The sequence below is a fragment of the Litoribaculum gwangyangense genome, assembly GCF_039543505.1.
Lineage (GTDB): Bacteria > Bacteroidota > Bacteroidia > Flavobacteriales > Flavobacteriaceae > Litoribaculum > Litoribaculum gwangyangense.
This window is the reverse complement of the sequence record NZ_BAABJW010000001.1, coordinates 1,018,407-1,031,879: the sequence shown is the minus strand read 5'-3', so window position 1 is coordinate 1,031,879 and position 13,473 is coordinate 1,018,407. Positions and strand designations below refer to the sequence as shown.

The following is a 13,473-nucleotide window of genomic DNA, read 5'->3' as shown; positions in this document are numbered from 1 at the left end:
GCGCTTTTCGTTTCAATCTTTTGCCAAAACAAAAGGATTTTCTCTACAATCGCTAACACCAGTAAGCACCAAACCATGAAAAACCAGCACGCCCATCATCTTTTATTATTAGGATTAGCTACCTTATTTATAAGTACCTCTGGTGTTTTAGGTAAATATATTAATCTTCCTACACCACTAATTATATGGTTTAGAAGTGCCCTGGCGGCCATACTCCTTTTTATTTTCTGTAAATACCGGAAATTAAATCTTAAAATTAAATCTAAAAGAGATCTCCCTACCATTATTTTAGGGGGTTTATTACTGGGCACGCATTGGATTACCTATTTTTTGGCTTTAAAATTTAGTAATGTAGCCATTGGCATGCTCTCCATGTTCACGTTTCCAGTAATTACAGCATTATTAGAGCCGTTTTTCACAAAATCTAAACGAAATCCAATACATGTATTATTGGGGCTTATGGTTTTATTGGGCATCTATATTCTCGCGCCAGAAATAAATTTTGAAAGCACTTACTTAAAAGGTATACTTCTGGGCGTATTTTCTGCATTATGTTATTCACTAAGAAATCTCATCTTAAAAAGACATGTTTCTCAGTACGACGGTACGGTATTAATGATGCAACAGTGTATTATAGTTTCCTTTTTTTTGATACCCGTTTTATTCAATATTGATATTGAGAAAATACAAACCGAACTTCCGTTCCTCCTGATACTAGGTATAGTCACCACCGCTTTAGGACATTCTTTATTTATAAGCAGCTTAAAACATTTTTCGGTGAGTACAGCTAGTATTATTGGTAGTGCGCAACCTATTTTTGGAATTATTATGGCTTATTTTTTTTTGAACGAAATACCAAATATCAACACATTTATTGGTGGCTCTCTTATTCTTCTTACCGTTTTTATTGAAAGTATGAGAACTTCCAAAAGATAATTTTTAAATTTTTATGTAACAATTCCCTAGCTTTAACGTTCTAATAGTCAATCAATCAAAAAACAATCAATCATGTTAAAGCAATTCTTCATTATTTGCTCTGGCTCAGACACCGATATTTTAGAACAATGCTCTAAGGGCGAGCAAAATAAATACGCAGGTATTGGCGCTACCGTTTTTTTTACTGCTGTTATGGCTTTTATAGCGGCAAGTTATGCGCTGTATACCGTTTTTGATAATATGTTTACCGCTATTTTTTTTGGATTTGTTTGGGGTTTACTCATTTTTAATTTAGACCGCTTTATTGTTTCAACCATCAAAAAAACCGGTAATGTTATAGATGAATTCATTCAAGCATCACCAAGAATTATTCTGGCCATAATTATTGCGGTAGTGATTTCCAAACCCTTAGAGCTTAAAATTTTTGAGAAGGAAATCAATCAGGTTTTGTTAGTACAAAAAAACGACATGACTTTAGCCAATAAAACGCAAATAGCTGAACAATTTACTCCAGATATTGAAGCACTAAAAAACGACATTTCTGGTTTACAAAATCAAATAGACGCCAAAGAAGCCGAAGTCAATGCGCTTTACGACACATACATCTCGGAGGCTGAAGGGACTGCCGGTACCAAACTTTTAGGGAAAGGTCCTGTTTACAAAGAAAAACGTGAAAAACATGACGCTGCTATGGCTGAATTACAGCAATTAAAAACTGAAAACAAAGCAAAAATTGTAAGTACAGAAGCTCAAATTGCCGAATTAGAAGGTGATTTTGAAAGTCAAGTGGTAACAACCCAACCCATTATTAATAATTTTGATGGCTTGATGGCCAGAGTTAATGCTTTGGGAAAATTGCCTTGGTTACCTTCATTCTTTATTTTTCTGCTGTTTCTAGCGATAGAAACCTCTCCTATTTTCGCAAAATTATTATCTCCTAAAGGGGCTTACGATTTTAAATTGGAAGACCAAGAAACAGCTGTGAAAACCAACGTCCTTCAAAATAAAAACCAAAGAGAAGCATTATTAAAAACAGATTATGCGATTAATGATCGTATTTATGAAAACATAAAACAAGAGGACGAACTCTACCATTATAAACGCAAAAAAGCTATAGAACTCATGCAATTACAGGCAGACGCGTTTTACAAGCAACAAAAAAATGTTTTATAGTTACGCTGCCGTCTCTGTTTTGAAATGATCGTACAAATCTTTACAACCAAAACCAATAATTGATAATCTTTTATTCTTGGTTAAAGCTTCTTGATGTAATTTAGCAATAGCAGCCACACCATACTCATCAATACTTTCAACCTCTTGAATACTTATTGTAAGTATATTAATACGCTCAAAAATATGTCTGAATTCTTCATTAAAAATATGAAGTGTACTTCTATCGAGGACACCTTTTATTTTAAAAAAACTGTTTGAGTTTGTAATTTTTAAATCCATAATAAATTGTATTTAAATTAGTTAAGTAAAGTTGCTAAATTGGGTATGATGAAATTATCTAAAATTTTCAGTAACCATTAAAAAGGCAAACATAATAGTTAAGCTGCTGTTGTATGATGTTCAAAATGTTTGTACAATTCTCGATTACCATCACCTATAACAGACATACTTCTGTTGCCAATTTTAGATAAATTGTACAAATGTGTAAGAGCCGATATACCAAATTCGTCCATGGTTTCGACTTCTTCAATACTAATTGTTAAATTCTTTACACGATCAAAAACATCATTAAATGTATTGTTAAATACATCCATATTTTCCTTGTTTAGAGACCCAACAATTTTGAAAAAATTTTTATGATTGGTAATTTTTAATTCCATATTAAGTAGTAATAAATAATTAAATAATAAACTTGAGGGAGAGCAATCAATTGATTACGAAGTAAATATAAAAGCATATAATGGAATTTCACTATTTACTCGACCAATAGATTTTAACTTTAGATGAAAAATTATTTGATGTCAATTTTATCGTTGAGTAACCATTTAAATACTAGTTTTTACTATTTTTACCTATGTAAAAAATGCTTTTGTTAAAAAATTCCATGAAAAGACTAATTCTATTACTTTGTTTACTTACTACGTTTAGCAGCTTTTCTCAAAATGATGATGAAGCCGATAAAAAAGCCATTCAAAAAGTACTAAAAAAACAGCGTTTAGCTTGGTCTGATAATGACCTAGAGGAATTCATGGAAGGTTACTGGAAAAACGATTCCTTAAAATTTTATGGAGCCAATGGTGTTACGTATGGCTGGGAAAACACCCTAGACCGCTACCAAAGAGCCTACCCAACAAAAGACCACACGGGTAAATTAAGCTTTAAAATAAATGCCATTTCTAAAATAACTGATGGTGCCTATTATGTTTTGGGTGAATACCATCTGAAACGTGAAGTAGGAAATGCCGATGGCATTTTTATGCTTATTTTTAAGAAAATTGATGGCGAATGGAAGATAATTGCAGACACTTCTTCTTGAAAGCTGTTTGATGAAATACAGTTACAAAGTAATTTTAATGATAGTTCTGGCAGGCATTACCATTTTTGGTATTGTTACTGGTAAGTTCTTGTTTCTTGTATTTATGTTTCCCTTAGGTCTGGATTGGTTTAAAAAGAAAAAATCGGATTAGGTTTTTTCTTGACACTATTTTATTGAAAAGATTCCCTCATTTTTTTAGTCATCCCCTTTACAACCATTTCGTCGGAGTGGTCTATTAATTCCAAAATAAACTGTGGTTTTAATTCATTTTTATGTATGGCGATGGTATTCCAATGTTTATTGCTTACATAAGGTCCAGCGTAAATACTTTCGTATTGTTCTCGCAATTCTATGGTGTAATCGGGGTCGCATTTTAGGGTTATAGCCGCTTCACCTTTTTCCCATTTATCCAATGGCGCCATTAAAAACATTTTGTTTAGTACTTTAAAAACCAATGTGTTTTCATCAAATGGAAAGCTTTCAGTTGATGCCTTTTTACTTAAACAATATTCACGAAGTTGTTCAATATGCATAAAAAAACGCGTTCATAATAATGTTGCAACGCGTTTAAATTTAAGGTTTTTTGAATTATCTTAAAAATACTTTCCTATCCATTTACAGTTTGGGACACCTTCAACATTGGTTACCGTTACTTTATCCGGAAAGGAAGCCATAACATTTGGGTCTGTTTTATATATATGTTCTATTTTATATTCTATAAAGTTAAAACCTGCTTTTAAATTCAAATTGTAATTATAGTTAATCTCAGTATCACTAGTATCTGTCATTTTTGTCGTGATACAGTTTCCATGATATTCAAATGGCTTCGCTACATAAATTAATTCATAATAAGAACCTAAAATTGGTTCTATATATGCTGGGTCTTCTACCCAAGGCATGAGGTTTTCGTCTGAAAGCGTGAAAATAACGCCTGCATATGGGTTATCATTTGTGGATAATGATATTACCCCAGAATCAAAAGAAAAGATATTGTCTTTTTCTTTAACCATGTCCATACCATTATCACATTGTGAAAACAAGCTATACCAAAGTTTTACCGATTCACTGTTTTTATCCTCTTCTGAAATGTTTTTTAATTCTTTAGGGAAATCGAAATTAATGTCTCCAGATTTTGAGATAGAGCCTATTTTAATGGGGTTTTCCATACCAAAAGGCATCACCATCATATTATATTCTATACTTTCCAATGGGTTATTAGCAAGTTTTGGTTGGGTTTGTGAAAATCCTAGATAGAATATAAAAAGGCTCACTGTTAATACATTGACTTTTTTCATGGCTTTAGTTTTTAATGAATTTTATGGTTTGGGTATTCCCGCTTTTCGAAGTGGCTTTTAAAATGTATAATCCGGATTGTAAATGTGTAAGTTTTAGCTCATCATTAGCAAAAACAGCATTCTTTAAGAATACTTGCTTGCCAAGAAAATCATAAATTTTTATTTGAAATGCTTCTGGGTTTTTTGAAGAAATAATCAACTTATCTGCAACTGGATTTGGGTAAATATATATAGCTTTTAAGTCTTTATTTTTTTCAACAGAAAGCGAACTGTTTATATTTATTTCAATAAGAGAACCAACTGCATAAACATTGTCACTACTAAAATTAAACTTGCCTGTAAGAGTGTTTATATTTGGATTATATTCAAACAAGGAACCTTGATATGTTGACCCTGAAGAACCATTTAAAATAAACGCTTTATTTTCTGAAGTTTTAAGAAAATTTTCTTGGAAGCCATAGCCTGGGGTTTGGGTATTAAAATCGATTTTTTTTGTAAAGGAATTTGTATTTAAATTATATTGAAAAATACCACCATTATTATATACCCCTCCATTCCAAGTAAAACCATATAATATACCCGATTCTAATTCACTTAAAGAAACTCTATATGTTTGATATAATAATGCTGTAAAATCAAATTTCTTTGAATAAGTTTTTGATTCTATATCAAATTCAAATAAAACATCTTTATTATTAGCCCCTTCATAAGTTAATAAACCATATAACTTTCCATTGGAAGCTTGGATTAAATTGCCACTTGGCAAGCTACCCGTATTTGTACCATCAAAATCAAAAAGGTTTAAATAAATATCATTAACATAATCATATTCAAAAATGTTTCCTTTATAATAAAGTCCTCCATTTCTTGTCATTCCGTAAATTTTTCCATTTACAGCTTCAATTATACCAGTTGGAGTTTCCAATGCATAAATGATAGAATTTATAAAAGAGATTTTAGGAGTATAAGTACTCGTTTCTAAATCAAATTCAAACAGTTCATAATCATTAATCCCATATAACTTTCCATTTGAAGCATATACATAGATTTGGTTACTGGATCTATCTTCGAAATCGTATTTTTTAATGAGTGAATTGTCATCTGGATTGTATTCAAGTAGAGTGCCTTTAGAATATTCACCACCACCACCAGTTGCAATATATAGTTTATCATTTAGTCCTTTAGTAAAACCTTTACTGAAACCACTCCCCATATCGGCATAATTAAAGTCTATTTTTTTTGTGTGTTGTTGGTTATCAAGATTAAACTCAAACAAGGTTCCAGAACCTAAACCTAAACCTCCAAGTCTAGTTGTTCCATATAACTTATTATTAAATAAAGTTAATGTACCTGATGGAAGAGACCCTTCCTTTTGAGAAGGAAATTGAAATATTTTATTATAACTATCATTGTTTAAAATATCCAATTCATACAAAACGCCCCAATTCAAACCCCCATAACCCATTAGGCCATACAGTTTACCATTTGGAGCTTCTATTAAATCTCCGGTTGCATTCCATCCCATCGACGTATCCAAATCAATCAACTTATTGAAAGTAGACGTAGCCAATTCATATTTAAATATAGTCCCGAAATTAGACAAACCTCCTTGATTAGTTGTGCCGTATAAATAGCCATTTGACGCCTCCATTAATCCAGAATAAGGCCTAGAACCAGAATCTGCGCCATCAAAATCAAATAGCTTTATAAAACTAAAGTCATTTAAATCATAGCTAAATAAAGTACCCTTGTCGTTTATGCCACCTATTAGCGATATGCCATATAACTTGCCATTACTTGCTTGCATTAAAAAAGCTGGGCCAGCTCCACTAGTAATAGATTCAAAATCTAAAAGTTTAGAAAAAGTATTAGTGCTTAAATTATATTGAAACAAAACACCGTTGTTATTAGTCCCTCCTAAATTTGTTAGACCATATAAATTACCATTATCTGCCTGAATTAATGGTGCATTAGGGTGTGCTCCATCATCTTGGTTAAAATGATAAATAATTTCTACATTATTAGTTTGAGGATTAAACTTATACATTGTTCCAGTATTATTTGAGCCTCCAGAACTAGTTATTCCATACATAAAATCATTATTTGCAAGTATTAACCCAAAAGAAGGAGAACTACCAGAAACTGTATATTCAAAATCAAATAATTTTAAATATTCTTCTGTTACAGGGTTATAAGAAAAAATTACCCCACTGTCGTTTGCTCCTCCTTGATCTGTTGTCCCGTAAAAAACACCATTATATTCACATAACTTAATGTTTCCAGGATATTCACCCTCGTATTTAAATGCTAATTGTTGCAAAACTGTAAAGTTGTCTCCGTTAATGTCTGTCTTAAAAATGGTACCAAGATTATTGGTATTACCACTGGTAACACCAATAATTGCTTTTTCTTGGGCGCGTAATGACATTATAGTCAAACATAAAAAGGAATAAAACCAGCAGCTTATATAAATTTTATATGTTTTCATAATTTAATTTTTAATGAATTTGATTTTTTGAGAGTTACCATCAGAAGTCATATTTAAAAAATAAAGCCCTTCAGAGAGGTTAGAAACATCTAAAGACGTTAAAGGTTCGTTATGATTTAGTTTTAAAACTTCTTGTCCTAATTGGTTAATTACTTGCAATTGAATATGCCTAGCCAAAGGGTTTTCAATAGTTAAAATGTTTGATACAGGGTTTGGGTAAATTTTAAAACTAATTGAACCAACATTAATTAAACTTAGGGCATTGCAACTAACTTGTCCATAAGTATTTCTTGTTGAATTAGTGCCATCACCTAACTGTCCAGAAGTATTTTCACCAGAAGTCCATAAAGCCATATCAGTTTTTATGGCTATAGAATAACTACTACCAGCACTTACATTTTGCCAGTTTGAATCTGTCCCTATTTGTGTTGGTATATTATAAGGGGTGAAATTACCTGTTCCTAATTGTCCTAATGAATTATATCCCCAAGAATATAAAGTGCCGTTACTTTTTATAGCATGGGAATGATTATTATATGCATTTACAGTATCCCAATCCAAATCACTACCAACCTGAGTTGGAACATTTTTATTAGCACTTGAACCAATTCCTAATTGGGAATTGCTATTATAACCCCATGCCCAAAGCGAATTATTGTTTTTTAAAGCTAAATTAAAAAACCTTCCAGCGGAAATGGATTTCCAATCAGTATCTGTTCCAATTTGAACTGGCACATCTTTTAAATCGGTAGTACCATCGCCTAATTGCCCCCAAAAATTTCTACCCCATGCCCATAATGTACCATTTGTTTTTATAGCGACTGAATGCTCTAAACCTGTTGCCGAAACTTCTTTCCAATTAGTATCAGTGCCAATTTGAATTGGCGCATTGCTCTGCGAGGTACTGCCATTACCTAATTGGCTGTATTGGTTTCTGCCCCATGCCCATAAAGTTCCATTTGTTTTTATTGCTAAAGAATGTTGAATGCCTGCAGATGCCATTTTCCAATCAGTGTCTGTACCTATTTGGGTAGGTGTTAATAAATTTGCAACAGCACCAATTCCTAACTGACCGTATCGATACCTTCCCCAAGCCCATAAGGTTCCATTTGTTTTAATCGCAAAACTATGTTCAGCTCCAGCGGATATAAAATCCCAATCTGTTTCAGAACTTATCTTAATAGGCTCATTTACATTAGTGCTATTTCCGTCTCCTAATATACCATTCCCATTTAATCCCCAAGCCCATAGCGTCCCATCATCTTTTATTGCAATAACATGATTAGCTCCAGCTGAAACCTTTTGCCAACATTGGGAAAAAAGAGTTAGAGATAGTAAGTTTAAAATGACAAATAAGACTGACTTTAGTAATTGTGTTTTCATAGACGTATATATATTTAATATTCAACCAGTTAATTTATAAAAGCGGTAATAAGGGCTGGATTAAAAAAAGCGACATAACCCAAGGTGAAAAATAAAGTCAATAGTATAATAGCGGAAATTACACCATCCTTTCTTCCGGGTTCTAAAACGGCCATACGGTGTTTATTTGGATTGTAAAAGACATTTACTTGCTGTCCCTCCCGATATTTTTTCTCAAACTCTATGGCACGGTTTTTTTTATAATATTTTGAATTTGTAAAAAAGATGCGCTTGTTTTTATGGGTTTCACCTTGCACTTGGTAGCTATATTCTAAATCCATTTGTATTTCACTTCCATGGATATTAACAGTTTGAATAGTCCCTTCTACTTTTGGCCATCGTTTTGATTGATTTGCCAAATACCATATATACAAAGTATTAATTAACAAAGGCGATATAATCAGCATAATGATGAGGCCCGTAGTTTGATAATCTGTGAGTTCTTGAAACATTTGAAAATCTTTAATTATTATTTAATTTTTCTAAATCCTCTTTTTTAATGTAAGACCACAAGGCATCTGAATGCTCTGGACCTTCAAGAACAATTCTGAAGCGATTATTATACACAAATCGAATATCATAACGCTTAATGTTGGGCTGTAAAAAGGCAATGGTTTTGTAGCCATCTCTTTCTTTTAAAACATACTCGGTACCCTCAGGGGCTATTTGTTTGGCGTTAAAAGACATTTCAAAGTTTTTGACAACTGAATGGTCTCTAGCAGCATCATATATGGAGTAATTATAGCTGCTTTCAAAGCTACCATAACTGGCAGTTGCCATAGGTTCTCCAGGAAACAAATAAACATTGTATCGCTTATTGGAACCTATATAATCAGGGAAAAACGCTTCCAATTGGGCTTTGGTAAGTGGTATTTTTTTTGGATTTTGATTTTTGGAATCGATTCCTTTTTGCACTGGCAATTCCACTTTTTGTGCTTGAATTGAACTCACATTTTCGTTTTTGAGCTCATTTTTACAAGAAAATTTCAAAACGAAAAGAAACAGTATGATGGGAATATAATTTTTCATAAATAATTTAGGTTTACATAAACTTATAATTCGACTTTTTAATGGTTTTAGCTACTGTCTCCAACCCAACACATTCCATTTGCATACTTTGATTTTTATCTTTCAAGGCCCTCATATCCATATAAATCATGAGTACTTTTTCGTCTTTACCAAAAAAGTCTTTTACTTGTTCCGGAATTTTGGCTTGTTGGTTTTTGTAGATATCATCAAAACTTACTTCGGTTTCATTAGTAAAATACATATCCATTTCAAAATCTGCATTACGGGCGTTCACACCTTGGCAATAGTATCCGTTTATGGTTTTATTGTCTATTGATGTGATTTCGAAGCCTTCTGATTGGTCTTTGGCTTCTTCTAAATCTAAATCGTCTGGCATTGAAGAAACCATACCCACATTATTACCTTCAGATTCCATAAACATGGTGGTTACTTTATTGCCATTATCCATCACGGTAAACATATTTTCCATGGCTGCCGAGGCGAATCCAAAATAAGGTGCACCGGGTTTTAGATAGTAATCAAAAACAACATCTCCCTGCTTTGAAGTCATTTTTAAGGAATATTTCCAATTAAAATCATAGGTATCAGCAACCAAAGCAGGATCACCCTTATCCATTTTTCCTCCAAAAGGATTAGTTTCAAAAGCCATATCCATAGTTTTTGATGTTTTTTCGGCTACTTTATCAGAGGCTTTTTCAACAATCACATTTTCTACCTTCTGCTCGACACGATTTTTCAGTTTTTTTAGTAGCTGCGCATTGCTAATTTGGGCATATAAGACGAAAACAATTAATATGGCGAAAGAATAATTTAGTTTCATTTTGTTCTATTTTTAAAACAAAACTAACTAAGCATAAATCAATTAAAAACCGCTAATTAGAATTTGGAAGATATGATTTAGAATTCGGAAAAAATGTTATAAACTACTGAATACTAAATAAAAATAACTAAATTCTAGGTAGTAATATGACAATATAAAATAGATGTGTACTTTAGCTTAATTATGAAAAAAACACGCTTGTTTCTACTATTTATTTGCTTTGGAATTTATTCGTTAAATGCCCAAATAGTATTAGATTCCATTAAAGCCATTCAATCTTTAGTAAATAACGATCAGGTGGAGGCATTGGTAATTAATCGTGAAGTTTCATATAACAATGTTAAAAAGTACAAAAATTGGCAACCCTATGATTCTACTTTTACCACTTCACCTAAACTGGCTCTTTGGGTAAGGTTTACTGTAAAAAACACCTCAAATAAACCCGCAAATATTTATTTATATGCTGCCGATAACTTTGTAGATGTTTTCATAGAAAACAAACAACAAACAGAACATCTAAAAAATGGCTATTTGGCTTCTTTGGGTGAACGCGATAACAAAATAGAAAGCTATTTTACCCAAATAGAACTTCCACCTTTACAAAGCACCTTATGTTATGTTAAATTAAGCAACGATTATGTATTGTCTAAAACCTATTATCCATTGCTTTACTCCACAGAAAGCTATTTAGATTTTGCATATAAAACCTCAAAATTATATACAAAACCAGTAGGTTTTATATACTTTTATTTAACTACACTGTGCTGTATTTTTGTTTTTGTTTTGGTGTTTTGGTTTCGTTTGCAGCAACGCCTGTATTTTTATTATTTGGGGTATTTGCTGTTTCAAATCATTTATGCGTTTTTGGTTTTAAGAACAACAACTGCTACCGTGGCAAATATTTTTCTTTATGCTCCTGCATTTTCCCAACTCATTTTTGAACCCGTGCAATTTGCATTTATTGGCTTCTATATTTTTTTTATTTTAAACTTACTAGAAATTAATAAATACAATAAAACCCTTTCTAAAGTACTTATCTATTTTGGTGTATTTTGTTTTTTTTATGCCTTTGCACGTTTTATTTTCAATTATTATTTCAAGGACTTGCAACTGGGTGAGATCGTTTTTTCAGCAGTAAGGTTTATTATACTCCCTCTAAATTTTGTTTTAATAATTTGGATAATTTACAAAGTAAAACACCCCCTTTTAAAATATTTTATTATTGGACAATCCCTATTTTTTATAGGGTCTATACTGTCTTTTTATTTGGCATATTCTGAACTTTTTTTAGATCCCAATAGCATATTTAATTTCCCTCAATCCCGAAATATTATTTTTCAAATTGGGCTTTTAGGAGAAGTTTATTGCTTTTCTATTGCCATTGGAGAAAATATTTTTTTGTTACAAAAAGAAAAGAACCTTACAAGTCAAAAATTAATCGACCAATTACAAGAGAATAAGGTGTTGCAAGAAAACATGAATCAAGAATTAGATAAAAAAGTAAAGCAAAAAACCGAAGAGTTAATTCATTTGTATTCTGAAATTGAAAAACAAAAAGAGGCCGAAATAAAAAGTGAATTTACCCGAAGAATTCAAGATATGGAAATGTTGGCACTACGGTCTCAAATGAATCCTCATTTTATATTCAATAGTTTAAATGCCCTAAAAAACTTAATTATGATATCTGATAAGGAGGGCGCCACATCGTATTTAGATAATTTCTCTGTATTGTTACGCAGTATTTTACAAAACAGTACCAAAGATGTAATAACTGTTGAAGAAGAGCTTGAAATATTAGAACTTTATCTCTCTCTTGAAAAAAACCGCATTGAAGACAGTTTTAATTACACTATAGAAATACATTCCAGAGAACTATTATCTCAATATAACATCCCTCCACTTTTATTGCAACCTTTTGTAGAGAATGCTATTTGGCACGGTTTAAACCCAAGTGAAAAAGCCGAAAAACAATTAACCATTATTTTTGACACCACAAAAGCGCTTAAAATTACCATTCAAGATAATGGAATTGGCAGAAAAGCTAGCGGAAATTCAAAAAAAATGCACAAATCAATGGGTACAGATATCACTAAAGAAAGGCTGTCCCTTTTTAACCATACCAACGATATTAATTTGCATTTAACTATTTTAGATCTAGAAGAAAATGGTATACCATCTGGAACAAAAATAATTTTAAATTATAACCAATGACCAATATAATAATTATTGATGATGAAATGCACTGTGCCAATGTTTTGGAGAGTCTAATAAAAAAAGTACATGCAGATTATAACATTACAGGTATTTTTACTAACCCTTTAAAAGGCTTAGAGTTTATACAGAACCACCCACCAGATTTACTTTTTCTTGATATAGAAATGCCCCATTTAAACGGGTTTGCCTTATTAGATAGGTTACTGCCTATTGATTTCGATATTATTTTTACCACAGCATACGACCAATATGCCATAAAGGCATTTCAATATAGTGCTATAAATTACTTACTTAAACCCATTGCCGAAAAAAGTATTGTTAGAGCATTATCAATTTGGGAAAAACGCATAAGAAAAACGAGCCATGAGCAGTGGGAACTTTTTCAAAAAAATTTAAAAAATACTCCTAAGGATTGCTCTAAAATTGCTTTACCAACAGGTGTAGGATACCATATTGTTGAAATTGCCACCATTATACGTTGCCAATCAGATAACAATTATACCTATTTCTTTTTTAAAGATGAAAACAAAATGCTTATTAGCCGTACCTTAAAAGAAATTGACGACATGCTTACCGAGCATGGTTTTTTAAGAGTCCATCAATCGCATTTAATAAATCCGAAATATGTAAAAGGAATTTTAAGGCAAGATGGGGGGTGTTTAATTATGCATGATAATGTAGAAATTCCTGTATCCAGACAAAAAAGAACACAAATAAATGATATTTTAGAATCTATGCTTAGGTTTAAGTAGATGCTATTTAAAAATTATATTTTTATGCT

15 protein-coding genes are annotated in these 13,473 nt (G+C 31.8%); 6 read left to right on the top strand and 9 right to left on the bottom strand.

What is annotated here, in order from left to right:
- The first annotated feature begins 75 nt into the window (after positions 1 to 75).
- A complete protein-coding gene (locus ABD963_RS04640) occupies positions 76 to 936 on the top strand; it encodes a DMT family transporter (protein ID WP_345275772.1) in 861 nt (286 codons plus the stop codon).
- Between the two features lie 72 nt (positions 937 to 1,008).
- Complete coding sequence (locus ABD963_RS04635; protein ID WP_345275771.1) at positions 1,009 to 2,109, top strand: DUF4407 domain-containing protein; 1,101 nt, start codon at positions 1,009 to 1,011, stop codon at positions 2,107 to 2,109.
- Here the strand turns inward: ABD963_RS04635 and ABD963_RS04630 are convergent, their stop codons facing one another.
- Positions 2,110 to 2,388, bottom strand: a complete 279-nt coding sequence (locus ABD963_RS04630; protein ID WP_345275770.1) for an STAS domain-containing protein — start codon at positions 2,386 to 2,388, stop codon at positions 2,110 to 2,112.
- Positions 2,389 to 2,486: 98 nt separating this feature from the next.
- A complete protein-coding gene (locus ABD963_RS04625; protein WP_345275769.1) occupies positions 2,487 to 2,768 on the bottom strand; it encodes an STAS domain-containing protein in 282 nt (93 codons plus the stop codon).
- Positions 2,769 to 2,992: 224 nt separating this feature from the next.
- Here ABD963_RS04625 and ABD963_RS04620 point away from each other — a divergent pair, with 224 nt between their 5' ends.
- Together ABD963_RS04620 and ABD963_RS04615 are read left to right on the top strand one after the other, a co-directional pair.
- Entirely contained in the window at positions 2,993 to 3,424 is a 432-nt protein-coding gene (locus tag ABD963_RS04620; RefSeq protein ID WP_345275768.1) for a YybH family protein, read from the top strand.
- 10 nt (positions 3,425 to 3,434) lie between these two features.
- Positions 3,435 to 3,575, top strand: coding sequence for a hypothetical protein (locus ABD963_RS04615; protein ID WP_345275767.1), 141 nt, complete (start codon positions 3,435 to 3,437; stop codon positions 3,573 to 3,575).
- A gap of 19 nt (positions 3,576 to 3,594) precedes the next feature.
- On the opposite strand, the gene ABD963_RS04610 is transcribed toward ABD963_RS04615, so the two are convergent.
- Genes ABD963_RS04610 through ABD963_RS04580 form a run of 7 tightly spaced genes read right to left on the bottom strand, consistent with a single transcriptional unit; the run spans position 3,595 to position 10,478 of the window.
- A complete protein-coding gene (locus ABD963_RS04610) occupies positions 3,595 to 3,957 on the bottom strand; it encodes an MmcQ/YjbR family DNA-binding protein (RefSeq protein ID WP_345275766.1) in 363 nt (120 codons plus the stop codon).
- Positions 3,958 to 4,017: 60 nt separating this feature from the next.
- Complete coding sequence (locus tag ABD963_RS04605; RefSeq protein ID WP_345275765.1) at positions 4,018 to 4,719, bottom strand: hypothetical protein; 702 nt, start codon at positions 4,717 to 4,719, stop codon at positions 4,018 to 4,020.
- A 4-nt stretch (positions 4,720 to 4,723) separates the two neighbouring features.
- Positions 4,724 to 7,207: a T9SS type A sorting domain-containing protein gene (locus tag ABD963_RS04600; RefSeq protein ID WP_345275764.1), complete on the bottom strand. Its 2,484-nt coding sequence runs from the start codon at positions 7,205 to 7,207 to the stop codon at positions 4,724 to 4,726.
- A 3-nt stretch (positions 7,208 to 7,210) separates the two neighbouring features.
- Positions 7,211 to 8,590 (bottom strand): T9SS type A sorting domain-containing protein, encoded by a 1,380-nt coding sequence (locus ABD963_RS04595; protein ID WP_345275763.1) that lies wholly within the window; start codon positions 8,588 to 8,590, stop codon positions 7,211 to 7,213.
- 29 nt (positions 8,591 to 8,619) lie between these two features.
- A complete protein-coding gene (locus ABD963_RS04590) occupies positions 8,620 to 9,081 on the bottom strand; it encodes a DUF3592 domain-containing protein (RefSeq protein ID WP_345275762.1) in 462 nt (153 codons plus the stop codon).
- 10 nt (positions 9,082 to 9,091) lie between these two features.
- Positions 9,092 to 9,658 (bottom strand): hypothetical protein, encoded by a 567-nt coding sequence (locus ABD963_RS04585; protein ID WP_345275761.1) that lies wholly within the window; start codon positions 9,656 to 9,658, stop codon positions 9,092 to 9,094.
- 13 nt (positions 9,659 to 9,671) lie between these two features.
- Positions 9,672 to 10,478 (bottom strand): DUF4412 domain-containing protein, encoded by an 807-nt coding sequence (locus ABD963_RS04580; RefSeq protein WP_345275760.1) that lies wholly within the window; start codon positions 10,476 to 10,478, stop codon positions 9,672 to 9,674.
- 183 nt (positions 10,479 to 10,661) lie between these two features.
- Here ABD963_RS04580 and ABD963_RS04575 point away from each other — a divergent pair, with 183 nt between their 5' ends.
- A complete protein-coding gene (locus ABD963_RS04575; RefSeq protein ID WP_345275759.1) occupies positions 10,662 to 12,689 on the top strand; it encodes a histidine kinase in 2,028 nt (675 codons plus the stop codon).
- Positions 12,686 to 13,444, top strand: coding sequence for a LytR/AlgR family response regulator transcription factor (locus ABD963_RS04570; RefSeq protein WP_345275758.1), 759 nt, complete (start codon positions 12,686 to 12,688; stop codon positions 13,442 to 13,444). The genes ABD963_RS04575 and ABD963_RS04570 overlap by 4 nt, the downstream gene beginning before the upstream one ends.
- Positions 13,445 to 13,473: the final 29 nt, after the last annotated feature.